This is a genomic window from Leucogemmata humicola (assembly GCF_055379415.1).
This window is the reverse complement of record NZ_AP040875.1, coordinates 1,590,162-1,613,232: the sequence shown is the minus strand read 5'-3', so window position 1 is coordinate 1,613,232 and position 23,071 is coordinate 1,590,162. Positions and strand designations below refer to the sequence as shown.

Here is a 23,071-nt window from a genome sequence, read left to right as displayed (position 1 = left end):
ACGGAACGGCTCAGGACAACAATCGACTGATCGAATCCGGATGCAGTGCCCAACCGAGTAGGCCAGCGAGTCCCATGAGCGCTCCGAGCGCCGTAGGCACCATGGCAGCCCAGAAGAGCCAGCGCTTTCGTGTGAGGGCCGTGAGCGCAAGCATGGAGATCGCCAACGCGATCAGCGTGTCGGAGAGATCGAACTGATCGTCGCGGTAGTTGAGCGAATCGTAAGTCTTCTGGTCGGCTTCCGCCTGAATACGGAGCGAGTCCTTCTTCGCCGCCTGATCAGCCACGAGCGCCTTGTATTTGACAATCGCCGAATCGACAGCGGGCCGCTGCGCCGGTGCGGCTACTGCGCGCGTAATGGTCAACTGAGCGAGCGTGGCCGCCCCGATTTCCTGCCGGATGTTGCGCGCCTGGTAAAAGCTCCAGTGATCGATCTTGTCGGCCTGCGCTTGTTGCATGGCCTGAACGATGTTGTCGTCCTTGACTTTGCAAATGCCCATGAAGGTCGCGAGCAGTGCGACGGTGATCGCCACCCACGCGTTGAGCCGCGAGTGTTCCCGGTCATTCGAATCGGCGGCTTCCATCGGATCGATTTCCATGACGCGAAAATAGGCTCAACCGCGCTCGACGACAGCGTGGATTGTTCTTTCTTTGTACGACCCCCGGCAACTGCCTAAACACGAATGACACGAATAGCAGACGAATGAAACCGTGTGCGAGGCGGTTCTCCACCGCGTCAATGTTTGGTTCGATTCGTTTACATTCGTGTCATTCGTGCCAGGTAGTTGCGCCGTGCAATGGAGCCGCGGCTAGCGCGAGCTACGGCGTCGTCGTCGGATCGTAGTTCGTCACGAACTCGAGGAACTTCGACAGGTCGACCATGTCGCGCGGCGCATATCGCACAGTGTGTGAATCGATGCGCTGAACGTTCGACAGGTAACCGAGCAACTCGACTGGCCGATAGTTCTTGAACGACACTTCGAGCGACAGCGGTCGCGCCATTTTGTACGCGCGCATCTCGGCGCGCCGTCCTAGCGCGATCTTGGCGTGTTGCCGAATCAACGCCTGACCCGCTTCGGGCGTGATCGTGGCCGCGGAGTGGAATCCGATCGCGCGTTTGACGGCAACGCCCTCGATTGGTCCAAAGCGCTGCTTCGACTCAGCGACGATCTGATCGTCGCCCGTGATCATCACGACTGGCACGCCGTACTCCGCGGCGATTGCGGCATTGACGCCCGCTTCGGACATCGACGTTCCGTTGATCGCGATGCGCGTGAGCAGCGCGCTCGACATCGTGTGCGCGCGAACGCCGGTAAGGCTCGACGTTGACGCGTGGTAGCCGACGAACATCACCGCCGCGAAGCTGGAATCGATGCCTTCCATCATTCCAAGCGGTCGCGGAAACGACCGCACGATGGTGATTGGGATATCGCTGGGGAAGCGATCGATCAGCAGGGACTCTCCGTTGCCATGCGAATCGCTGATCACGAACTCAGTAGCGCCAGCTTCGCGCGCGCCCTGAATCGCCGCCAGGACTTCGCCGGTCATCCATTGGCGCGCCTGCTGATACTCGAAGCTCGTGGGCCCGAGTTGATCGGCCGACGCAACGCCGGTAATGCCCTCCATGTCGGCCGAGATGTAGACCTTGAGCGGACGCTGCGCGCTGACTGACGTCGCGGCCGCGCATAGTGCGAGCGCGGCCAGCGACGAACGAAATGAGATTCTCATGAGTTGGATTCTAGTTTCTCGAAAGCAGGAACTGCTCGACCTTGCCAGCCGGCGTGCGGAACATGACGGCGCGCGCCGGTGTGGTGCCGGCATCGAACAGGATGGTCGTGACCTCGCTGCCGCCACGCTCTCCGGTGCCGCCAACGCGAATGTTCTTGATTGGACCGAGGGCGTTGAGCGCTTGTTTGGCCGCGGAGAGTTTTGCGGGAGTGAGGTAATCGTTGAAGTCGACAGCGAGCGTCGCACGGTCGACGGTTCCCTTCTCGAGTCCCGCGAGGATCGTACGAGCCGCGTCGATCGCCGCCACACCTTTGACGAGCGGGATGTCGACCTGCGGCATCAGCTTCGCAACGAGTTCCTGATTGAGCGCACCCACTGCGGCGAAATCGGTGTTCGCAAGCATGACCACCGCGGACTTCGTCGCCGGGATGACAGTATTTTGCGCGATGAAGCCACTCACCGCGCCGCCGTGGGACAGCGTGATCGACTGCGCACGATCGTTGACGCCTTCGCCGCAGCCGTAGCCGCTGCTCCGACCATCGGTGAGTCGGCGTGCCGTAGTCATCGTGGCGTACGACTGCGCGGAAATCAATTTGTGTTCGACGAGCGCGCGATCCCAGTTGAGCAAGTCTGTCGGCGTCGACCAAATCGCACCGGCTGCGCCTGCCCAGCCCTTTGCTTCGGGCGGCACGGGAATCGGCGGCGCCAATCCGAATGACGAATAGCCCTTGGCCATGTCGTTCGTCGCACTCCACGTGGGCTCGAACGCCGTGCGCGTCAGATTGAGCGGCGTGAACAGGCGCTTCGTGATGAAATCACCGAACGTCTGTCCGCTCGTTTTCTCGACCACTCGTCCGAGAATGAGGAAACCAGTGTTGCTGTACGAGTAGCGCGACCGTGGCTCGAAATCGAGCGGACGCGTCGCATACTCTTCGATGATCGCGTCGGCCGTCGCCGGCTTCTGCATCTCATTGTCGACAAAATCCAACGGATAGAAGTCGCGATAGCCCGAGAGGTGCCCGCCGAGATCGACGAGCGTGATGTCTTTCGCGCGCGTGAGTTTCGGGAAGTACTTCGACACCGGATCGGTGAGCGACAGCTTCTTCTCGTCGGCGAGAATCATGATCGCCGAGCATGTGAACTGTTTGGTCACTGAACCGATGGCGAACATCGTGCGGGGCGTCACCGAGTCGGTGGTGCCGAGCGTCTTCACGCCGTACCCTTTGGCGAGGACGATCTTGCCGTCCTGCATGACGCCGACGGAGAGACCGACGAGGTGTTTGTCGGCGACGGTCTTGCGGATGATGCTGTCGAGCTGCGACGGAACAACGGATTGTGCGACGGCCGGGGCGGAGGCGGCACTCACGCCGGCAACGAGCAGCGCGGCCGCAATGTGGGAGCGTTTCATGGAGCCAAAGAGACAGCGAGTAAACCCTCCCGTCGAGGGCCGTGTCGAATGACGATCCGTCGCGCGCCCCCCACCAAGTATTGGAGAGGATGTATGCACCGTCCGTATCGCACCGCGCTCGCCCTTTGCTCGCTGCTGGCTGCGTCCGTCCGGGCCCAGACGCCCGATCCAGCTGCGGCCCATATCGACGCCGGTTTGCGGGCGCTCGAGGCAAAAGGATTCAGCGGCGTGGTGCGCGTGGACCGAGGCGGCTCGACGCTCCTCGAGCGCGGCTACGGTTTGGCCAATCGCGAAACGAAATCGCCATTCGGGCCAAACACGGTCGTCCAAATCGGCTCGAATACCAAGGATTTCACCGTCGTCGCGCTGTTGCAGCTGCACGAACGCGGCAAGCTCAGCATCCGCGATTCACTCGCGAAGTTTTTGCCGAACGCGCCGGCGGACAAGCGAAACATCACGCTCTGGCAACTCGTTCAACACACTGCCGGTTTTCCCATTGGACTCGGCGGTGACTTCGAGCCGCTCACGCGACAGGCATTCCTCGACGCGGCGATGGCGCGGCCTCTCGATTTCACCCCCGGAGCGCGTGAGCAATACTCGAATACCGGCTACTCGATTCTCGCGGCCGTGATCGAGAACGTCAGCGGCGTGACATACGACGAGTTCGTGCGCGACAACATTCTCAAACCGGTCGGGCTCAATGAAACTGGGTTGTTGCTCCCCGGCTTCGATCTCAAGCGCCTGTCCCACGGCTATCGTGGCGGCGCGGATCAGGGCACGATGCTGTCGAAGCCGCACGCGCCCGATGGTCCGTACTGGAATCTCCGCGGCAACGGCGGAATGCTGTCGACGGTCGGCGACATGCACGCGTTTTACACGGCGCTGTTCGAAACCGACAAGCTGCTCAAGCCGGCGACGCGCAATCTGCGGTTCAATCCGAACGAGCCGATCGGATTGGCGGGGTCGGATCTCGTGAACTCGTTTCTCTACGAGCGACTTCCGGGGCGCGGCATCGAGATCATCATCGCGTCGAATACTCCAGACGTTCGACTTCCCGCGATTCGCCAACCGATCGCCGAGGCGCTTGGACTTCCGTCGGTGGATGGTGGGCCTCAGACCGTGGCTGGTCCACGAGCGAGTGCGAAGGCCCCGCCGGTGGCGGTCGCAACGCTGATCGGAGATTTTATCAAAGCTGTGAATGGGGGCGATCTCGCGGCGCTGACCAAGTTCATTGGCGACAACTTCGCGATCGAGCCGGGATCTCCGCCGGCGACACAGCGCGCAGAGCGGTTCAGTGGATTGCACGCCAATCTCGGCGCATTGAAAATTGCGGGCCTCGATCAAGTCAGCGCCGAGTTGGTCGAAGCATCGATCATGACGGCGAACGAAGGCGCAGCAACGCTGAAGTTTGAGGTCGACGCCGGCGCACGCCCGCGCATCAGGAGCATTCAAGTTCTCGTCGGCGGCTAGCGGGCCACGAGGCCGAGGTGCGAAGATTGACGCATTCGTCATCCGGAAAGACAATGCGATCCATTCGCGCCTCCGCCTTCGTTGTCATCACAGCCGCTCTCGCCTTCGTGGGTCCAGCTCGCGCCCAGCGTGTCGACCGCGCCGAGCATCACGAATTCGCGATTCAGAACTTCCATACGGAGAGTGGCGTCGTCCTGCCCAAGGCCGTCGTCGTCTACGGTACTTACGGCCACCTGAACGCCGCCCACGACAATGTCGTGCTGCTTCCGTCGCACTATATGGCGACGCATCACGGCTACGAATGGCTGATTGGACCAGGTCGCGCGCTCGACACCGCTACGCTGTTTCTCGTTGCGACCGAATTGTTCGGCAACGGACATTCGTCGTCACCGAGCAATACGCCGGAACCGTTTCACGGCCCGCGTTTTCCTGTGATGACGATTCGGGACAACGTCGATGCAGTGCATCAGTTGCTGACGCGCGATCTCAAGGTCACGCATCTGCGCGCCATTATTGGCTTTTCGATGGGCGCCGAGCAGGCCTTTCAGTGGGCCGTAAGTCATCCCGACTTTGCTGATCGCATCGTCGCGACGTCGGGCACGGCAAAGGCGTACGGCCACGGCATCGCACGGCTCGAAGGACAGATCGCGGCGCTCACGGCCGATCAGACTTTCAACAACGGTGACTACACGTCGCCGCCAAAGAAGGGACTCGAAGCGTTCGGGATGGTCTGGGCGGCATGGCTCTACTCTCAAGAGTGGTGGCGACGCGAGCTCTGGAAGACGAATGCCGCGCCTGGCACGACGCTCGAGCAGTATCTGCAAACATTCCGCACGAACTTTCTCTCCGGCGCCGATGCGAACGACATCATTCTCCAGGCGCGCACGTGGGAGAAGCACGACATTGGGACTACGCCCGGATTCAACGGCGACATCGAGCGCGCACTGCGCTCGATCAAGGTGCCGATTCTGTACATGCCGTCGGAGACTGACCTCTACTTCCCGGTAGGCGACGCGCGCTACGAGGCACAGTTCATGTCGACTGTCTCGCTCGTTCCGATTCCGTCGTTGTGGGGCCACCCGGCCGGCGCCGGTGGCAATCCCGAGGATCGCAATTTTCTGAATCAAACGATCTCGGCGTTTCTCTCGGGTGCGTCGCAAAGAACTCGCTAAGAAGGACGTGGCGATGCAGTCGTTCGCTTGCTGACCGGATCGACCCGCCGTAGCTAGCAGTATGAGGCGCTCGCTCCTGTCTGGATTGATCATCGCGACATTCGCGTCGAGCGGACTCGCGCAACGCTTCCGCGAGTTGCAGGGCGATCCGGTCGTCAAGAACCTTTCATATGACGGCCGCTTCACCTTCGCGCGAGTCAAGTACGCCGTCGCGTCCGGAGGGTACTACTACCTCGGGCTCCCTGCGTGGGCCCACGGCTACGCACACGCCGAAGAAAATCTGCTGGCAATCACGCACGAGGTCAGCGTGCTCGACGCGCACCGCGACGGAACGAACGTCTTCGCGCTCGACGACCCCGCTCTGTTCAAGTATCCGGTGTCGTACATGACCGAGGGCGGATACTGGATCATGTCCGACAAAGAGGGCGCCGCGCTCAGAAAATACCTTCTGCGTGGCGGGTTTCTCATCCTCGATGACACACGCGACGGTCGCTATCCCGGCAACATGGGCATGGACAACATCGCCCGGAATTTTTCGCGCGTGTTCCCGGAGCTTCACTTCGTCGACATCTCGATCACGCACCCGATCTTTCACTCGTTCTTCGATATCGCGTCGTTCAGCATCGTCCAGCAGTACTACGATCGCGGCCCGCCGATCTTTCGCGCACTCTTTGCCGACAACGATCCCAACAAGCGATTGCTGGTCCTGCTGAACTTCAATACCGACGTATCGAACTTCTGGGAATTCTCCGCGAGCGGATTTCAGCCGATTGCCGGGAGCAACGAGGCGTACAAACTCGGCGTGAACTATCTGATCTACGCGCTGACGCACTGAGGGCTCCCAGAGACCTGAGACCAGGGATCTGGCCCCTAGCCCCTGAGTCGTCTTGCTGAGCGCCTGACCGATGCCGTACAATCGTCCGGTCGCTCACCTTCGACCAGGCTGCCATGAACCTCGTCATCGATCGCCTCTCCAAGACGTACGCCAACGGCGTGCGCGCCCTCAACGATGTCTCGCTCGAGATCCCGGCGGGCATGTTCGGCCTCCTCGGCCCCAACGGCGCCGGTAAGTCGACGCTGATGCGGACGATCGCGACGTTGCAGCAGCCCAACTCAGGAAGCATCCGACTCGGCGACATCGACGTACTCGCCCAGCCAGACGACGTTCGCAGAGTCCTCGGCTACCTGCCGCAGGAGTTCGGCTTCTATCCAAACCTTGGAGCCGAGCGCGTGCTCGATCATTTCGCGGCGCTCAAAGGTGTGGCGAACGCAGGTGAGCGACGCGATCTCGTGCACGCGCTGCTCAAGCAGACCAACCTCTGGGATGCGCGAAAGAAAGCCGTTGGCGGATTCTCGGGTGGAATGAAACAGCGACTCGGCATCGCCATCGCACTCGCCGGTCGGCCGAAACTGCTGATCGTCGATGAACCGACCGCGGGACTCGACCCGACCGAGCGTCATCGTTTTCTCAATTTGCTCTCCGAGATTGGCGACGACGTCATCGTCATCCTGTCCACGCACATTGTCGAAGACGTGCGAGAGCTTTGTCGCCGCATGGCGATCATCAACGGTGGTCAGGTGATTCTGCAGGGCGATCCGAGCCAGGTACTCGATGACGTGCGCGGACACATCTGGCGAAAGCGTATTCGCAAACCGGAACTCGCCGCGGTACAGTCGGCGCTCAAGGTGATCAGCGTGCGACTCGTTGCCGGCGATCCAGTGGTGCACGTGTTCAGCGACAGCGCACCCGGCGACGGCTTTACATCGGTGGATCCGACGCTCGAAGATGTCTACATGCATCGGGTAGGTGGCGGCGCGCTCGCGGAGGCCTGAGCCATGTTCTGGACTGTCTTCACGTTCGAGCTGGCGTACTGGTTCAAACGACCACTAACGCTGCTCTTCTTCGCGCTGTTCTTCTTCATGGCGTTCTTCTCGACCGCGAGCGACTCGTTCCTAACGATTGGCGGCACGGGACAGATCCATCGCAACGCTCCTTTCGTGCTCGCGTCGGCGATCGGCATTCTGACGGCCATCGGTCAGGTGATCACGACGGCGATCGCCGGCACCGCCGTGCTGCGCGACTCACAACTCGGCACCGAGGAGCTGCTGTTCACGACACAGCTCACCAAAGCTGGCTATCTGCTCGGTCGCTTTGCGGGCGCGTTCGTGATCATGGTCGTGATCTACGCGGCGCTGCCGATTGGGTTGCTCATTGGCACACTCATGCCGTGGGTGCCGGCCGACAAACTCGGCCCGGTATCGCTCGCCGCGGCATTCCAACCGTTCTTCATCGTCGCGCTTCCCAACCTCCTCTTCGTCAGTGCCCTGCTCTTCGCGATCGGTGCACTCACGCGGAAGCTGTTCGCTGTCTACGTCACAGGAATCATCCTGCTCGTCGTCTGGCAAATCACGCAGCAGGTCGTCGGGAGTCTCGACAAGCTCTCACTCGCCGCGTTGATCGACCCGTTCGCCATCACCACGACGAACATCGCCATTCGCTATTGGAGTGTTGCCGAGAAGAACACGCGACTGATTCCGTTCGCGGGATCGATGGTGCAGAACCGGATGTTGTGGATCGGCACGGCGCTCGCACTGTTCGCGCTCGTAGCCGCGGTCTTCCGGCTGCGCCTTCAGCAGGGGATTTCTCTTCGCAAAAAGACGAATCGCGCGGAAACGACGAAGGTCGTTGCGCCACCCACGCCCGTCGTGTCGCTCCGGTACGACAATGCGTCGTGGCGCCGCGCACTGATCAACCAGGCGCTCTTCCACCTGCGATCGATCGTGCGTGAACCGCCCTTCCTGGCGATCTCGGTGATCTGCGTGATCAACCTGATGGTCGGTGCGTGGTACGCGTCGCATCCTGGCGACTCGGCCATCTGGCCGGTGACGTCGGCGATCGCACCTAATGTCACGGGCGGCGCGTTTCTGTTCATCGTACTCCTCGCGACTCTCTACGGCGGTGAGTTGATCTGGCGCGAGCGTCAGCTCAAGACCGATCAGCTGCAGGACGCGATGCCCGTTCCGTCGTGGGTGATGTTTGGCGGCAAGCTCGTCGCAATCTTTCTGTCGATCGTCGTGCTGCTCATTGCGACGACGTTGGGTGGCATCATCATCCAGGCGGCGCAGGGGTACACGCGCTTTCAGGTCGGCCTGTACGCGCAGATGATCGGGCTCATCGCGCTGCCGATCGCGCTCGCCATCGTCGCGCTGTCGATGGGCGTTCACGCGGTAGTCAATCAGAAGTTCGTAGGACATCTGGTGATCATCACCTACTGGATTGGCATTCAGGTGATGAGCACGCTCGGACTCGACCATCGGATCTATCAGATCGGCCGTCCTGCCGACTTCACGTATTCGGACATGGCTGGATGGGGCCCGTACCTTCCGAGAATTCTCACGATCGGCTTCTACTCCGCGTTCGCCTGCCTTGCCATCGCGACGCTCGGGTACCTGGCGCTCGTGCGCGGAACGGAAACGAGTTGGGTGGCCCGACGGCGCACTGCCGGTATTCGATGGCGCTCAGGCGGCGCGCTCGCTGTGAGCGGCTTTGGCCTCGCTGCTGTTGCCTTCGCGGGAATCTTCGTCTACAACGCGAACTGGCTCAATGCGTACAGCGAAGTGCGCACCGCCGAACGCCGTGTGAAAGCCTTCGAGACGCGATACAAGCCGCTCGAGTCGCTCGCCCAACCTCGATTGGTCGGCGTGTCGCTGCAACACGACTATTACCCTGAGCGCCGCGCGGCCGCGTGGCACGGCACGTTGCGCGCGGTGAACCAGAACGAGCGTTCGGTCGACACCCTGTTTATTTCCCTGCGGCCAACCGGTCCGACGCCGACGAATCAATTCGAGGCGGCATCGAGCACTGGCCTGGCCATCGATTCGCTCGTCTTCGACCGCGAGGCGTCGCTCATCAACGACGATCTCCCGAACGGCGTTCGGCTCTATCGTCTCGCGAAACCGTTGGCGACGGGAGAATCGCTGACCGTTCGCTTCGCGGGTCGCTTCGAGCCAAAGGGCTTTCCAAACGATGCGTTCAACAACGATGTCGCGTACAACGGCTCGTTCATGAACTCGCAGTACGTGCCGGCGTTTGGATATCAGGAAGGCGGCGAGCTCGCCGACGACGACATTCGCCAGCGCAACGGGCTCAAGCCCAAGCCGCGAATGAAACTCATCGACGATCCCGCGGTGCGCCGGAACAGCTATCTCACCTCCGACGCCGACTGGATCTCGTTCGACGAGACGAGTTGCACCAGCACCGATCAGATCGCGATCGCTCCCGGCTACCTGGAGCGCGAGTGGACGGATAACGGTCGTCACTGCTTTCACTACGTGATGGATCGTCCGATCCTCGACTTTTATGCCACGCTCTCTGCGCGATACACCGTGAAGCGCGCGGAGCACAACGGCGTGAAGCTCGAGATCTACTACATGCCGGATCATGCCTTTGCGCTGCCGTCGATGCTCCAGGCGTCGGAAGATGGACTCGACTACTTCGCTACGAACTTCGCGCCGTATTTGTATCGGCAGTACCGCGTGATCGAGTTCCCGAAGTATCAGACGTTCGCGCAGGCCTTCCCCAACACCATTCCCTACTCCGAAGCGATTGGCTTTCTGTATCGCAAGGAAGAAGGCGACGACAAAATCGACTGGGCGTACTTCGTCACGGCCCACGAGCTCGCACACCAGTGGTGGGCACACCAGGTCGTTGGCGGCGACGGTCAGGGCTCGACGATGTTCTCCGAGGGCCTCGCCGAGTATTCGGCGCTCACGGTCATGGAGAAGCGGTACGGCCGCGAAGCCGCGCAGAAATTCCTGCGACGCGAGCTCGATGGCTATCTGCGCGGGCGCGGCAACGAGCGAAAGAAGGAAGTGCCGCTCCTGCTCGTCGAGAACCAACCGTACATCCATTACCAAAAAGGTTCGCTCGCCTTCTACGCGCTGCGCGACTACATCGGCGAAGCGGCGATGAACACGGCGCTGCGCGCGTTCCTGGCCAAGTGGGCGCTCAAGGGTCCGCCGTACCCAACGGCCCGCGACCTATACGCCGAGCTGGATCACGTCACGCCCGATTCACTCAAGTACGTGCTGAATGATCTCTTCAACGAGATCACGTTCTACGAGAACAAGGCCGATAGCGCGACGACCACCAAACGGCCCGATGGTTCGTACGCCGTACATCTCGTGTTGCGGTCGAAGAAGCTCAAGGGCGACTCACTCGGCAACACGCGCGACGTGCCGATCGCCGACTATATCGACGTCGGCGTATTTGGCGAACATGTCGCGGGACAAAAACTCGGCGAGCCGCTCTTGGTCAAGAAGATTCGGATCACGCAGCCGGTGACCACAATCGACTTGGTCGTAGCGAAAGAGCCGAAGAAGGCCGGCATCGATCCGTACAACAAGCTGATCGACCGAACGCCCGAGGATAATGTCGTGGCAGTGACGAAGCCCTAGCCGACGCGCTTGGAAGCCTCAGAGTGACGCGGCAGCAGTTCGCATAGTTTCGCCATGGTGACCTCACGTGCCGTAGCCGTTTTCGTCGCTGTCGCGACCCTCGCCGCCTGCAGCGGATCAGCCGATCCGCTGCCGAAGCAGGTGATCGTCGGCGATTTCGGGGCGTCGAACGCCATGGTCCATGCCGACGCCCAATCCGCCAGCATCGACCTCGGGTGCGGCTTAGTGAAGATCAGCGCGCCGTTGCTCACCGACGACCAGGGCAACTTCGTCCTCACGGGACAGCGGTCACGCATCGGCGGCGTGCCTCCGATGCCAGGTGAAGGCACGACGCCGACGCGCGTGACAGGGCACGCGACTGACGCAAACGGCGGCACACTCGAGTTGCGCATCCAGCAGATCCCGGACGAACCGGGAGCACCCGCGGGCGACATCACGTCGGTCGTTGCGATCCGGAACCGTCAAACGAATTTGGTGCGCTGCCCCTAGTTGCCTTGCCGCGCGCGTGGCGCACCCGGCAGATTGTGGCCATGCCGATTCGTCCTCAATCCGTGACATCATGAAATCCACTGCCGACGTCGTCATCATCGGCGGCGGAATCATGGGCGCAAGCACTGCGTACCATCTGGCCAAGCGTGGCTGCACCAACGTCGTCGTCCTCGAAGCGAGCGAGATGTTCGGGCTCGGTTCCACAGGACTGAACGCCGGCGGCATTCGCTATCAATTCGCCACTTCAGTCAACATCGAACTTTCGAAGCTCAGCTTCGAGATGATGGAGCGTTTTCCGAGTGAGATGGATCAGGAGCTCGGGATCAAGCGCTGCGGCTATCTCTTCATGCTCGACACCGAAGCGGACCTCGAGCAGTTCCGCAAGAACGTCGCGCTGCAGAACGCGCACGGTGTGCCGAGTCGGATCATCAGCCCGGAAGAAATCGCGGCGCTCGCGCCCGAGGTGGACATCACGGGCATCATCGGCGGGAGTTGGTGCCCGCTCGATGGCCTGGTCGATCCGCACGGCCTGCTGCAAGGCTACGTCTCGAACGCGAGCCGCCTTGGAGCCACGCTCGTCACGAGCGCGCCAGCCACCGCAATCGACACGAGCAGCGGCCGAGTGCAGCGCGTGGTCACGAAGACGGGAACGATCGATACGCCGACGGTCGTGATCGCGGCGGGTCCGTGGTCGGGACAGGTCGGCGCGATGGCCGGCATCGATCTGCCGATTCAGCCGATTCGCCGGCAGATCGCGGTCACTGCGGCGATCCCGGGTCTGCGCCCCGACTTCCCCTTCGTGATCGACTTTTCGCGCTCGCTGTATTTTCACCGCGAAGGCCCCGGAATTCTTACGGGGATGTCGAATCGCGACGAACCACCTGCCTTCAATACGAGCGTCGACGAAGCGTGGCGGCTGCACCATTTAGAGAATGCTATGGAGCGTCTTCCGCTGCTCGGTGAAGCCGAGATCGCGGCGGAGTGGGCCGGCCTGTACGAAGTCACGCCCGACGATCAGCCGATCCTCGGCAGTCTCCCGCAAGTCGAGGGTCTGTTTGCCTGCGCGGGATTCAGTGGGCATGGACTGATGCACGGTCCCGCGGCGGGCCTGGCACTCGCTGAAGAGATTCTCGACGGTCGATCGACGACGATCGACATCGACGGCCTGCGGTGGGGCCGCTTCGAAGCTGGCGTGAGCGCCGGAGAGTACAACGTCGTCTGACGACGGAGCGCCGCGCGCCATTACTCGGCGCGATTTCATCGACGCCACGCTGGTTGGCGTCGGTGCGGCGCTCCTGAGCGCTCCGTCGCCCGCCGCAGCAATGGCGGCGGCAGCAGAGGCATCGGCGCCGGCCGACACATTCACCGGCCCAGGTGGCGTTGGTGATTACGCGAAATCGAACGGCAACACGAAGGCCGTCATCGACGCGGCGCATACGATTCGCGATGGCAAGTACGGCGCGTCGCCAAAGGCCACCGACACAGGTGAAGTTTTCGATCTCGTCGTCGTTGGCGGCGGGATCACCGGCCTCACCGCTGCGTACTTCTTCGCTAAGAGCACCGAGAACGGAAAAACGTGTCTCGTACTCGATAACCATCCGATCTTCGGCGGCGAAGCGAAGCAAAACGAGTTTCTGGTCAATGGCGTTCGGCTGATCGCGCCGCAGGGTTCGAACGACTTCGGCGTTCCGCGAGAGGGCGCCGGTTGGCAGAGCGAGATGTGGGACGACCTGCGCATGCCGCGGGAGTTTACGTGGTCGCGCAGCGCCACCGGCGCGACCGAACTCCGCATGGCGCAGGACAACTACCAGCCGATGGACGGCATCGGCGAGTATGGCATCGATATCGGCTACTATTTCGACGAACGGTCGTCGCTTGGCCGAACGCCCAAGCCCACCTGGCTCAAGAACATCTGGCAGAACGACCTGAGCGAACTCGCCGTATCAGACGACGTGAAGCGTGAACTGCTGCAATGGCGGAGCACCCCGCCGAACGTCCAGGGGCGAACGCCGGAGCAGTTCGCGCGGTACCTCGATACCATCACGTATAAGGATTTTCTCAACAAGGCCGGCTACCACGACGACGTCGTGAAGGTGATCGAGCCGATTGTTGGTCTGATCAGCGGCGCGAGTCCCGATGCCGTGAGCGCGCACGCGGCGCAACAGATCGGAATGCCAGGCGTGAGTCGGCCGCGCGGACGGAATAGCGGCCCTGGGCTGTCATTTCCCGGCGGCAACGTCACCTACGGCAGGCATCTGGTGAAGAAGCTGATTCCGGATGCCATCGCCGGCGACGCGTCGTTCGACGGGATCCTCAATGGCCGCGTGAACTGGACGGCACTCGATCGGCGCGGCGCATCAACTCGGGTGCGCGTCGGCACCACCGCGATTCGCGTCGAACACCTTGGTTCACCCGATTCGGCCGACGCCGTTCGCGTTACGTACATCAAGGACGGACGACTGTTGAGTGTGCGCGCACGACGCGTCGCCATGGCGACTGGCGGCTGGGTGAACAAGCGCGTCATCGCTGACGTGCCGGCCGACATTCGCGACGCATACAACACATTCCAATACGCGCCCGCGCTCATCGTCAACGTTGCGCTCACCAACTGGCGGTTCATGCACCGCCTCGGCATCACCGCCGCGCGCTGGTTCGACGATCAGGGTCTTGGCTTCGTGGCGAACATTCGACGCCAGATGACCGTCGGTGGCTACGACGCGCCGGTGGACCCGGATAAGCCGAACGTCCTGACCTACTACATTGGCCTCTACACGCCCGGCCACTCGGCGCTGGAACAAGGGACGATGAATCGCGCCAAGCTATTGGCAACGCCTTATGCCGACTATGAGCGAATGCTCATGGCTCAACTGCGGCGACAGTTCGCGTCGAGCGGCTTCGACGCGAAGAAGGATGTCGCCGGAATCGTCCTGAACCGTTGGGGCCACGCGCGCCTGGTGCAGCCCGTTGGCTGGTACTACGGCAACGACGGGAAGCCCGCGCCGCGCGACGTCGTGGCCAAGGGATTTGGCCGCATCGCCATCGGACATTCCGAGCTCAATGGACACCAGAGCGCCACCGGTGCAATGGCCCAGGGCAAACGCCTGGGCGAGTGGGCCGCTACTTCGTCTTGAGCTGAGCGTCGTTCGCAACGAGGAACGCGCGGATCTCATCGGACATATCGAGGAGCTTGGTCCACTGTTCCTTGTACAGCGTGATCGGGAATCGGCCAAGGCCATAGATCGACAGGCCGCCTTTCTCGCTCACCTTCATCGAGATCCCCTTCGCCGCACCCTTCTTCAGCGAATCGTTCTCCTTACGAAGTCGTTCCAGCTCTGCTCTGAGATCCTCGTCGGACATTGGACGCTCCTTGCGATGATGCGGTCGGTTTACTCGATGCGTGTGCGACTAATCTACTCTGACGTCGGAACTGCAAAGGCCGTATTCGCCGCGGGCAGAACCTGATCTCGGCGCGAACTCGCGCGGTGTGCGAGGGTCCAGCGAACGTGTTCGCGCTGGCTATGGTACATCCCCGCTCCAAGCACGGCGCCGCCGACCATCAGGCCGACTGAGATACCGCTCGCGCCGGTGCCAGGCTGAAAACCGCGACTCACCTCCATCACTAGCGCGATGACGCCACACTCTGGCGCGACCCGAGTCACAACCGCTCCGAACGACTGCTCGCGTCGCCCGCGCGCTTCAGCGATGATGTAGCCGAGCATCGTCAGCGAAGCGACTGGCTCCAACAACCGCAGCATTTGCTGATCGACGTTGTTGCCCGCGCCAGTCAAGCCGAGCTCGAAGTGCCAAGCGTCGACAGCCGACGCCAACGGCAGGAACACGATGACGATGAAATACGCGGCAACGTATGGCGCAAGGCTACGCAACGTGTCGGCTTCAAACCGCCGCTCTGCGCCCTCTCGCGGCGACTCTGGTGCCGACTCATGCCACGTCGCAACGCCAACCAACGCAACGAGGCTGGCGCCGAGCAACGGATGCTGCAGGATCACTGGAAAGGTGCCGAGCACCATCCAGCCTGCGGCCACGAGACCCACCTGTTTGCGCGAGATCACTTCGCTCGGACCAAAGTGATTCTGCTGCACAGCTCCCATGAGACGCGCACCGGTCAGGCCGAGTGGAATCAGCGCCACCATGCGCAATGGGTCCATCACCGCCGACAGACTCGCGACCAGCAGCAGCGGGACGAGCAGGTAGATCAGACCCATGAGCGGGATTTCGAGCGACAGGCGTCCGACGAGTTGCGCGTTCGATCGAATGCGCCGCATTGTCGCGCGAAGCACGAATGTGCCGAGCGCTGCGCCCGCACCATTGGTGATGACGTCGACGACGGAGCTGAACCGCTCTCGCTCGAATAGTTGTGTCGTCTCGATGCCTGCGCTCAACAAGAGGCCGAGCATCAGAACGCGCATCACCGACGGCTCGTGATCACCGGGCCGCGACAGCGGATAAAGAAATCCCAATGGCACGAATAGCAAAATGTTGGCGACGATGTCGAACAGACCACCGGTTGCCAAGACATTTACATCCGTGGGCATGGAGAAACGAAAGGGCGCCAGCGTGATTACTCCAATCACGCCGAGAAAATACAGCAGCAGGACCAGGCTGAGTCTCGCCCGCGTAGGCGATGCGGGTACGTTCGTTCCGTCGGGCAATCGAGTGCGTGACCGTTGTCCAGGAAGTCGAAATGCTATCATGCCGATGGCTCAACGACAACTGAGGCGGCGGCAACCCCTCGCGCCACGAGTGTGTCTGACCAACCATGGACATCTTCCTCCAGGACCTGCGATACGCCGCGCGCAAGCTGCTTCGCGCGCCAGCGTTCACGATCGTCGCCGTTTCCACCCTCGCGTTGGCGATCGGCGCCACGACAGCTGTCTACAGCATCGTTGACGGCGTCATCCTCAAGCCGCTGCCGTTCCGGGCACCGGAGCAACTCGTGCGGCTCGAGTCGACAGGTCGCGACGGGAAGGCGTTTCCCCTCTCGCCCGCTGATTACCTCGACTACACGACTCGGACGACGAGCTTCTCTGGCCTCGCCCAATTTGGAGTCGGTAGCGCGAACTTCTCATCCACGAGTGGAGGTGAGCCGAGTCGGCTCGACCGCGCCAATGTTGGCCCCGGTTTCTTCGACGTGCTCGGTGTTCGCCCGGTGCTCGGCCGTTTCTTTGCGCCAACGGAAGGTGGGCCGAGCTCGGCCAACGTCGTGGTGATCTCCGACAAGCTCTGGCGTACGCGCTTCGCGGAAAGCCCCAGCATACTCGGCACATCCATTACGATCGACGAGCGACCATTCACAGTCATCGGCGTTGCATCGAGCACGGTGAACTACCCGCAGCCTGTCGACGTGTGGGTTCCGCGCGCCATCGTGGCGTCGACGGACCCGAGCGCGCGTGGCGCGCATCAGTTCTTCGCCATCGCCCGACTCAAGAATGGCGTGACAGTAGCGCAGGCCCGCGAAGATGTGAAAACACTCGCGAGGCGGCTCGGCGAACAGTATCCGGATTTCGATCAGGAGTTCGGCGGAACGGTGTACCCGCTGCAGGAGCAGATGGTCGGCAATCTGCGCACGACGCTCTTCTCCATTCTCGGGGCAGTCGGCTTCGTTCTGCTAATCGCCTGTGCAAACGTCGCGAACCTGCTGCTCGTTCGCGCGACGTCCCGCTCCGGTGAAATGGCGGTGCGCACCGCGCTCGGCGCGCCGAGTGCGCGAATTGTCCGACAGCTTCTCACCGAGGGACTGCTGCTGACGCTCGCCGGTGCCGCGATCGGAGTCTCCGCGGCGGCGTGGGTCGTGAGTGCGATCGCGGCGATGGGACCGCGACTTCTGCCGCGGCTGCAGGACGTGGCCGTCAACGGCCGCGTACTCGCGGTGTCCGCGATCGTGTCCGTCCTCACGGGTGTTCTATTCGGGCTCGTCCCCGCGCTGTACGCTGCGCGACCGAATATCGCGTCGATGCTGCGCGAGAATCTTCGCGGCTCGAGTCGCGGCGGGATCAATCGGCTGCGTGCGGGACTCGTCGTGGCAGAGATGGCACTCGCCGTGGTGCTACTCATCGGCGCTGGCCTGCTGATCAAGAGCTTCGTCGCGCTGAGCCGAGTGAATCCCGGCTTCCGTACGGAGAACGTCGTGACGTTCGATCTGTCGCTTCCGCCGGCAAAGTACGCGCGCGACGAAGCGCGGATCGCGGCCATCAAAGGCGTCGTCGACCGTTTGCAGGCGCTGCCCGGAACCGAGCGAATTGGCGTCACCGTGGGACGTCCACTCGCTCGTATTACGATGATGACGATGTTCGACGTCGTCGGCGAGCCACCGAAGGATCCGATGCATCGCACTATCACCGAAGTGCACGCGGCGTCGCCGTCATACTTCGACGCAATGGGAATGACGCTGAAACGCGGTCGCTTCTTTACCGAAGCCGAGAATCGTCGCGACGGCCATCAGGTGCTCGTGATCAACGAGGAGTTGGCGCGACGGTACTTCCCGAATCAGAATCCGGTCGGCAAAGAAATCACGCTCGGCATGAGCTACAACAACTCGTCGCCCACAGACACCGCCGGTGTACGCGGCGAAATTGTCGGCGTGATCGGCGACGTGAAGCAGCGCGGTCTCTCGGCGGAGTTGTTCCCGAGCGTGTTCCTGCCGTACAACGTGTTTCCCGGTGCGCAGAACTCCATCATCATGCGGACGCGCGCGTCGCGAGTGGCCGTGGAAAACGCTGTGCGCGCGCAGGTTCGCGAAATCGATCCTCGATTGCCCGTCATCGGACTGTCGACCATGGAGCAGGTGGTGTCGGACTCGGTTGCGCAGCCACGCTTTTATATGACGATGTTGGCGGTCTTCGCCGGAATCGCACTCGTGCTCGCAGCCATCGGCATTTACGGCGTGATCTCGTTCACTGTCGCGCAGCGCTCGCGTGAGCTCGGCATTCGCATCGCGCTCGGTGCCACTCAGCAGCGTGTGTTGAGCCAGGTGCTCGGTGAGGGCCTCAAGCTGACGGTCGGTGGCGTTGCGATCGGACTCATCGCCGCGTTTGCGCTCACGCGCCTGATCAGCACGATGCTGTTCGGCGTTGCCGCGATCGATGGCGCGACATTCGGCGGTGTCGCCGTGACGCTCATCGGCGTTGCCGTTCTCGCGAGTTGGTTGCCGGCGCGCAGAGCGGCGGCGGTCGATCCCGTGATCGCGATGCGCTCCGAGTAGTCCGACGTTCTGTCGCCGGCAGTGGCTACACTGCCGGCGTTGGGAGCGACCCACCGACGAGAAAGTTCTCGCGCGGAAAAGTCATTGCTTCGCGCTTGAAGTAGTCGCGCGTCGTAAACTCGACTCGCTCCCGCGTCGCGGTGCAGTGCCACGTCTCGAGCTCGCGCGGACGCGCTCCGCCAAATACAGAGGGCACGAAGACGCCGACATTCACTCCGTCCGCATCCCGCGCCGACGGAAATTTGAAGAGCTCGGTGCCCGCCTCGCGCATCGCTGCACCTAGCGCCTGCGTCGAGTCATACCTCGTCGGCGACGCGATCGCGCGTCGGTGTGCATCGAACGGCGACGCGACGAGATCAATGCCCTTCGCCGTTTTTGCGCGAATCGTGAATGCGGTCAGCTGGGTAGTCACGACGCCGAGGTCAGCACGCGTTCCGTCGAGGAATACGAGGCGGTAATACGCCACTTCGGCGAAGACCGTGCGGCGCGACTCCGACCCGTACCAGATCCCGCGCTCGTGTCGCTTTCCAAAGCGCGATCCGTGGCGAAGGGGCGGATAGCGAAAGGGCGTGGAGAGCAGATAGTGCAACCGGCCGCGCGTCAGGTCGGGCGGCTTCACGCCGTCGATCAACTCCTCGAGGAGAATCTGCTCTTCGGCCGAGTCGACGAGCTTGCGGGTCGACACCTGATGCTGCGCCTCGACGGCGCGCCACGGCGTGAGCCGCAGCGACCGAAACTCAGAGTCGCCCGCGCATCGCGTCCAAATACTGGACGACATCAACCAGGCCCTCCACGGTGCGGAGTCGTTCGGCCGGTACGCCGCCGATGTGATCGTTGTCGGCGTGAAGCCACTGGCGCGCTCGATCGTCGTCGCCGCCGACGAGTGCGTCGAGGCTGCGATAGACGCGCAGAAAGAGCAGCGCGAGCTCGCCTTCTTTGCTCGCCGGGTCGAGCCCGCGGCCGTGCTGCAGGCGCGACACCGACGCCTCGCTCGAACCGATCACCGCCGCGAGCTGCTTGTTGCGCAAGCCCAGTCGAGCCGCCGCGGATAGCACAGCCTTGGCGAGTACCGGCGCCGGGTCCGGTACTCGCTGATCGGCTGGGCGGAGAGGGGTTGTCATCACATGAAATACTACGACTCTACTATTTCATGTGCAAGGCACAAAACGCTCCAATCCGCCCAGGACCGCGCCCTTACTGCTGCGGCGGCGGACGCATGCCGGGCATGTTCGGCATGTCGAACTTCTTCCAACCGGTGGGCGGCGAGAATAGCGACGGATCGAGCGACGCTTTTTCGATCTTGGTGACTTCCATGATCGTAGTGTTGCCCTTCGTCACTTTGAGCGGAAATCCGTCCTTGCCAATCTTGCTGCTCCACTCGTTCCCGGAGCTCGCCGCGCCGCCAGCCATTGGGTTGCCGCTCGGCGGCTGGAGGAACGAGCCGAGGCCGTGGGCGATGCACGCGTCGACATTGCTGCCGTCGTCATCCGTCACGATGAAGTGCTCGCACTGATAGCCCGCGATCGTCTCTTTCTTTCCTGTGGCCGTGACCGTGGCGTTGACTTTTCCCGCCTGCCCGGCGCGCGCCTGCGCGACGACCGGCGCGAACGATCGCTCCATGTACATTTTTTGCGCGGGCATCAGAATGAGCATTTTCTGATTGCCGGGATCCATGACCATTCCCATCTGTCCGCCCCGGCCGCCAACACCGGGATCGAAACGCACTTTGTTGTCCTTGACCTGATACTCCATCTCGTGAGTCTGCCCATTCTCACTCGACACCTTGAAGGCGATCCGTCCCTCAAAGGCTTGGGCTGACAGCGGCGCGGCGGCGGCGACGAGTGCAGCGGCCGCGGTGATGCAACCAGAGCTGAAACGCATTCGACCTCCTTGGTGAAGTTGTCAATTTATTGCAAACAGTCCCAGCGTTCCACGTCGGATGGGCGCCGCCCTGTGGCGCAGCTACAGCACGCTACATACGTTGCCCGGAACCACTCCAAAATCCTCCGATGCCAACACGCACTCTGCTCCGGTCATTCGCGACTCTCGCGGCCTTCACACTCGCGCTCCCGTCGCTACTCGTCGCACAGACTCCGCGCGACGGCGCTGCGGTGCTCGAGCAAATGCGAGCCGCGTACGCCGGCAAGTGGTACAAGACATTGACGTTCGTGCAAAAGACGACGACGACGGGCCGCGATGGAACTCCGAACGTCGGGACCTGGCACGAGAGTCTCCGTTATACACCGGCAACCGGCGTACAGCTTCGCATCGACGTGGGCGAATTGGCAGCTGGCAATGGCATGCTCTACACAGCGGACTCATCCTGGGTCCTTCGCAACGGAGCGCTCGCCCGCACGAACGGTAGCGGCAACGAGTTCCTGCCGCTGATCGAAGGCGTCTACGTCCAGCCTATGGCCAAGACTGTCGCCGAGGTGAGTGCGATGAAGATCGATCTCTCACGCGTGACCGCGGGAACGTGGCGCGACCGCCCGGTATGGGTAGTTGGAGCCGCGGCCGCGTCCGACACGACGTCGTCGCAATTCTGGGTCGACAAACAGCGCAACGTCGTCGTACGCGCCATCCTCAAGCGAGACAGCACGAGCACGATGGACATCGCCCTCGATGGCTACGAACCAGTTGGTCCGGCGTGGCTGGCCACCAAGATCGTCATGGCCATCAACGGCAAGGTCATTCAGACCGAGGAGTATTCCGACTGGAAAACCGACATCGCACTCCCCGCCGCGCTGTTCGACGTGAAGACGTGGACGACCGCACCGCACTGGGCAAAGAAGTAAGCGCACCACGGAGTTTGGCAGGGACCGTGCGGAAGAGCGCGTCGTGACCACCGACGCGCCCCGCCCGCACATCGCACGTGCTCTCGCGCACCGCAACTTTCGACTGTTCTTCAGCGGCCAGAGCGTCTCGCTCGTTGGCACCTGGATCACGCGCGTCGCGACGAGCTGGCTAGTCTACCGCCTCACCGGCTCCGCGTTCCTGCTCGGCGTCGTCGGCTTCTGGGGCCAGATTCCGACGCTCGTGCTCTCGCCCTTCGCCGGCGTCCTGGTAGACCGCATGGACCGGCGCACTATCCTGGTGTGGACGCAGGCGCTGTCGGCGATGCAGTCGCTCGCCCTCGCTATTCTCGCGCTCACGCACGTGATCACCGTCGGGTGGATCATCGCGCTGCAGATCGCACAGGGCATCATCAACGCCTTCGATACGCCGGCGCGACAGTCGTTCGTGATTCAGATGGTCGACGATCCGGCCGACCTGCCGAACGCCATCGCGCTCAACTCGACGATGGTCAACGCGAGCCGGATCCTCGGCCCCTCGATCGGCGGATTGATCATCGCCGCGGTCGGCGAAGGCTGGTGTTTCATGATCGACGCGATCTCGTACATCGCCGTGATCATCTCGCTCCTCGTCATGCGGATTGCCGTGAAGCCGCCCCGCCCAAGCGGAGGCTCGGTGCTCGACGATCTTCGCACCGGCTTCCGATACGTTGCTGGCTTCCCGCCTGTTCGCACCGCGCTGATCCTCACCGCGATCGTGAGCGCCATGGGAATGCCATATACCGTGCTCATGCCCGTGATCGCGACGAACGTCTTTCACGGCGGCGCGCACACGCTCGGTTTTCTCATGACGGCATCTGGGCTCGGAGCCGTGACTGGCGCGCTCTATCTCGCGTCGCGCCCCAACGTGCTCGGGTTAGGGCGAGTCATGGTGGCTGCGACGTTCGCCTTTGGCGCCGGACTGATCGCGTTCGGATTCGTGCGGTCGTTCTGGATCGCGCTCGGTGTGCTGCCGATCGTCGGTGCCGGATTCATGGTGCAGCTCGCATCGACCAACACGATTCTACAAACGATCATCGAAGAGAAGCTGCGCGGCCGAGCGATGGCATTCTACACCATGGCGTTCCTCGGCACTGCACCGCTGGGGAGTCTGCTCGCCGGTTTCGTTGCCGCGCGCATCGGCGCCGAAGCCACGATCTCTGTTGGAGGCGTGGCCTGCGTGGCCGCAGCATTATGGTTGGCTCTCAAACTCCCGACACTACGCGAACACGTGCGACCGATCTACGTCGAACGCGGAATACTATCGGCCGAGCAGGCGATGCAAGCCAAGTAGAAGA

Annotated in this window: 19 protein-coding genes; 11 read left to right on the top strand and 8 right to left on the bottom strand. The window is 62.4% G+C overall.

What is annotated here, in order from left to right:
• Window positions 1-10: 10 nt before the first annotated feature.
• From AC6H4Z_RS06625 to AC6H4Z_RS06615, 3 genes are all read right to left on the bottom strand, one after another.
• Window positions 11-598 (bottom strand): DUF4337 domain-containing protein, encoded by a 588-nt coding sequence (locus tag AC6H4Z_RS06625; RefSeq protein ID WP_497545956.1) that lies wholly within the window; start codon window positions 596-598, stop codon window positions 11-13.
• 220 nt (window positions 599-818) lie between these two features.
• The gene (locus AC6H4Z_RS06620; RefSeq protein WP_497545955.1) at window positions 819-1,727 is read right to left on the bottom strand and encodes a M55 family metallopeptidase; all 909 of its coding nucleotides are present in this window, start codon (window positions 1,725-1,727) and stop codon (window positions 819-821) included.
• 10 nt (window positions 1,728-1,737) lie between these two features.
• The gene (locus AC6H4Z_RS06615) at window positions 1,738-3,135 is read right to left on the bottom strand and encodes a serine hydrolase domain-containing protein (RefSeq protein ID WP_497545954.1); all 1,398 of its coding nucleotides are present in this window, start codon (window positions 3,133-3,135) and stop codon (window positions 1,738-1,740) included.
• 93 nt (window positions 3,136-3,228) lie between these two features.
• Here AC6H4Z_RS06615 and AC6H4Z_RS06610 point away from each other — a divergent pair, with 93 nt between their 5' ends.
• From AC6H4Z_RS06610 to AC6H4Z_RS06575, 8 genes are all read left to right on the top strand, one after another.
• The gene (locus AC6H4Z_RS06610; protein ID WP_497545953.1) at window positions 3,229-4,605 is read left to right on the top strand and encodes a serine hydrolase domain-containing protein; all 1,377 of its coding nucleotides are present in this window, start codon (window positions 3,229-3,231) and stop codon (window positions 4,603-4,605) included.
• 53 nt (window positions 4,606-4,658) lie between these two features.
• The gene (locus AC6H4Z_RS06605; protein WP_497545952.1) at window positions 4,659-5,777 is read left to right on the top strand and encodes an alpha/beta fold hydrolase; all 1,119 of its coding nucleotides are present in this window, start codon (window positions 4,659-4,661) and stop codon (window positions 5,775-5,777) included.
• A 61-nt stretch (window positions 5,778-5,838) separates the two neighbouring features.
• Window positions 5,839-6,612: a DUF4159 domain-containing protein gene (locus AC6H4Z_RS06600; RefSeq protein ID WP_497545951.1), complete on the top strand. Its 774-nt coding sequence runs from the start codon at window positions 5,839-5,841 to the stop codon at window positions 6,610-6,612.
• Window positions 6,613-6,725: 113 nt separating this feature from the next.
• A complete protein-coding gene (locus tag AC6H4Z_RS06595; RefSeq protein WP_497545950.1) occupies window positions 6,726-7,610 on the top strand; it encodes an ABC transporter ATP-binding protein in 885 nt (294 codons plus the stop codon).
• 3 nt (window positions 7,611-7,613) lie between these two features.
• Window positions 7,614-11,234: an ABC transporter permease/M1 family aminopeptidase gene (locus AC6H4Z_RS06590; protein WP_497545949.1), complete on the top strand. Its 3,621-nt coding sequence runs from the start codon at window positions 7,614-7,616 to the stop codon at window positions 11,232-11,234.
• A gap of 54 nt (window positions 11,235-11,288) precedes the next feature.
• The gene (locus tag AC6H4Z_RS06585) at window positions 11,289-11,723 is read left to right on the top strand and encodes a hypothetical protein (RefSeq protein WP_497545948.1); all 435 of its coding nucleotides are present in this window, start codon (window positions 11,289-11,291) and stop codon (window positions 11,721-11,723) included.
• 70 nt (window positions 11,724-11,793) lie between these two features.
• Window positions 11,794-12,945 (top strand): NAD(P)/FAD-dependent oxidoreductase, encoded by a 1,152-nt coding sequence (locus tag AC6H4Z_RS06580; protein ID WP_497545947.1) that lies wholly within the window; start codon window positions 11,794-11,796, stop codon window positions 12,943-12,945.
• Window positions 12,946-13,045: 100 nt separating this feature from the next.
• Window positions 13,046-14,854, top strand: a complete 1,809-nt coding sequence (locus tag AC6H4Z_RS06575) for an NAD(P)-binding protein (RefSeq protein ID WP_497545946.1) — start codon at window positions 13,046-13,048, stop codon at window positions 14,852-14,854.
• Here the strand turns inward: AC6H4Z_RS06575 and AC6H4Z_RS06570 are convergent.
• Together AC6H4Z_RS06570 and AC6H4Z_RS06565 are read right to left on the bottom strand one after the other, a co-directional pair.
• The gene (locus tag AC6H4Z_RS06570) at window positions 14,841-15,080 is read right to left on the bottom strand and encodes a hypothetical protein (RefSeq protein WP_497545945.1); all 240 of its coding nucleotides are present in this window, start codon (window positions 15,078-15,080) and stop codon (window positions 14,841-14,843) included. The genes AC6H4Z_RS06575 and AC6H4Z_RS06570 overlap by 14 nt on opposite strands.
• Before the next feature lie 53 nt (window positions 15,081-15,133).
• Window positions 15,134-16,435: a VanZ family protein gene (locus AC6H4Z_RS06565; RefSeq protein WP_497545944.1), complete on the bottom strand. Its 1,302-nt coding sequence runs from the start codon at window positions 16,433-16,435 to the stop codon at window positions 15,134-15,136.
• Between the two features lie 65 nt (window positions 16,436-16,500).
• On the opposite strand from AC6H4Z_RS06565, the gene AC6H4Z_RS06560 reads away from it, so the two are divergent.
• Window positions 16,501-18,942, top strand: a complete 2,442-nt coding sequence (locus AC6H4Z_RS06560; RefSeq protein ID WP_497545943.1) for an ABC transporter permease — start codon at window positions 16,501-16,503, stop codon at window positions 18,940-18,942.
• 25 nt (window positions 18,943-18,967) lie between these two features.
• Here AC6H4Z_RS06560 and AC6H4Z_RS06555 read toward each other — a convergent pair whose 3' ends face one another.
• The 3 genes from AC6H4Z_RS06555 to AC6H4Z_RS06545 form a co-directional block, all read right to left on the bottom strand.
• Window positions 18,968-19,720 (bottom strand): RES family NAD+ phosphorylase, encoded by a 753-nt coding sequence (locus tag AC6H4Z_RS06555; RefSeq protein ID WP_497545942.1) that lies wholly within the window; start codon window positions 19,718-19,720, stop codon window positions 18,968-18,970.
• Window positions 19,680-20,063 (bottom strand): MbcA/ParS/Xre antitoxin family protein, encoded by a 384-nt coding sequence (locus AC6H4Z_RS06550; RefSeq protein WP_497545941.1) that lies wholly within the window; start codon window positions 20,061-20,063, stop codon window positions 19,680-19,682. Before AC6H4Z_RS06550 ends, AC6H4Z_RS06555 begins: the two co-directional genes overlap by 41 nt.
• Window positions 20,064-20,136: 73 nt before the next feature.
• The gene (locus AC6H4Z_RS06545) at window positions 20,137-20,823 is read right to left on the bottom strand and encodes a DUF4412 domain-containing protein (RefSeq protein WP_497545940.1); all 687 of its coding nucleotides are present in this window, start codon (window positions 20,821-20,823) and stop codon (window positions 20,137-20,139) included.
• 128 nt (window positions 20,824-20,951) lie between these two features.
• Between AC6H4Z_RS06545 and AC6H4Z_RS06540 the strand changes: the two genes are divergently transcribed.
• Window positions 20,952-21,737, top strand: a complete 786-nt coding sequence (locus tag AC6H4Z_RS06540; RefSeq protein ID WP_497545939.1) for a LolA-like protein — start codon at window positions 20,952-20,954, stop codon at window positions 21,735-21,737.
• Between the two features lie 43 nt (window positions 21,738-21,780).
• Complete coding sequence (locus AC6H4Z_RS06535; protein WP_497545938.1) at window positions 21,781-23,067, top strand: MFS transporter; 1,287 nt, start codon at window positions 21,781-21,783, stop codon at window positions 23,065-23,067.
• Window positions 23,068-23,071 lie beyond the last annotated feature (4 nt).

Coding starts and splice junctions, on each gene's coding strand:
- AC6H4Z_RS06610 (WP_497545953.1), top strand. CDS start 3,229: ATGCACCGTCCGTATCGCACCGCGCTCGCCCTTTGCTCGCTGCTGGCT.
- AC6H4Z_RS06605 (WP_497545952.1), top strand. CDS start 4,659: ATGCGATCCATTCGCGCCTCCGCCTTCGTTGTCATCACAGCCGCTCTC.
- AC6H4Z_RS06565 (WP_497545944.1), bottom strand. CDS start 16,435: ATGATAGCATTTCGACTTCCTGGACAACGGTCACGCACTCGATTGCCC.
- AC6H4Z_RS06625 (WP_497545956.1), bottom strand. CDS start 598: ATGGAAATCGATCCGATGGAAGCCGCCGATTCGAATGACCGGGAACAC.
- AC6H4Z_RS06580 (WP_497545947.1), top strand. CDS start 11,794: ATGAAATCCACTGCCGACGTCGTCATCATCGGCGGCGGAATCATGGGC.
- AC6H4Z_RS06620 (WP_497545955.1), bottom strand. CDS start 1,727: ATGAGAATCTCATTTCGTTCGTCGCTGGCCGCGCTCGCACTATGCGCG.
- AC6H4Z_RS06585 (WP_497545948.1), top strand. CDS start 11,289: ATGGTGACCTCACGTGCCGTAGCCGTTTTCGTCGCTGTCGCGACCCTC.
- AC6H4Z_RS06590 (WP_497545949.1), top strand. CDS start 7,614: ATGTTCTGGACTGTCTTCACGTTCGAGCTGGCGTACTGGTTCAAACGA.
- AC6H4Z_RS06600 (WP_497545951.1), top strand. CDS start 5,839: ATGAGGCGCTCGCTCCTGTCTGGATTGATCATCGCGACATTCGCGTCG.
- AC6H4Z_RS06575 (WP_497545946.1), top strand. CDS start 13,046: ATGGCGGCGGCAGCAGAGGCATCGGCGCCGGCCGACACATTCACCGGC.
- AC6H4Z_RS06595 (WP_497545950.1), top strand. CDS start 6,726: ATGAACCTCGTCATCGATCGCCTCTCCAAGACGTACGCCAACGGCGTG.
- AC6H4Z_RS06560 (WP_497545943.1), top strand. CDS start 16,501: ATGGACATCTTCCTCCAGGACCTGCGATACGCCGCGCGCAAGCTGCTT.
- AC6H4Z_RS06540 (WP_497545939.1), top strand. CDS start 20,952: ATGCCAACACGCACTCTGCTCCGGTCATTCGCGACTCTCGCGGCCTTC.
- AC6H4Z_RS06615 (WP_497545954.1), bottom strand. CDS start 3,135: ATGAAACGCTCCCACATTGCGGCCGCGCTGCTCGTTGCCGGCGTGAGT.
- AC6H4Z_RS06550 (WP_497545941.1), bottom strand. CDS start 20,063: ATGACAACCCCTCTCCGCCCAGCCGATCAGCGAGTACCGGACCCGGCG.
- AC6H4Z_RS06570 (WP_497545945.1), bottom strand. CDS start 15,080: ATGTCCGACGAGGATCTCAGAGCAGAGCTGGAACGACTTCGTAAGGAG.
- AC6H4Z_RS06545 (WP_497545940.1), bottom strand. CDS start 20,823: ATGCGTTTCAGCTCTGGTTGCATCACCGCGGCCGCTGCACTCGTCGCC.
- AC6H4Z_RS06555 (WP_497545942.1), bottom strand. CDS start 19,720: ATGTCGTCCAGTATTTGGACGCGATGCGCGGGCGACTCTGAGTTTCGG.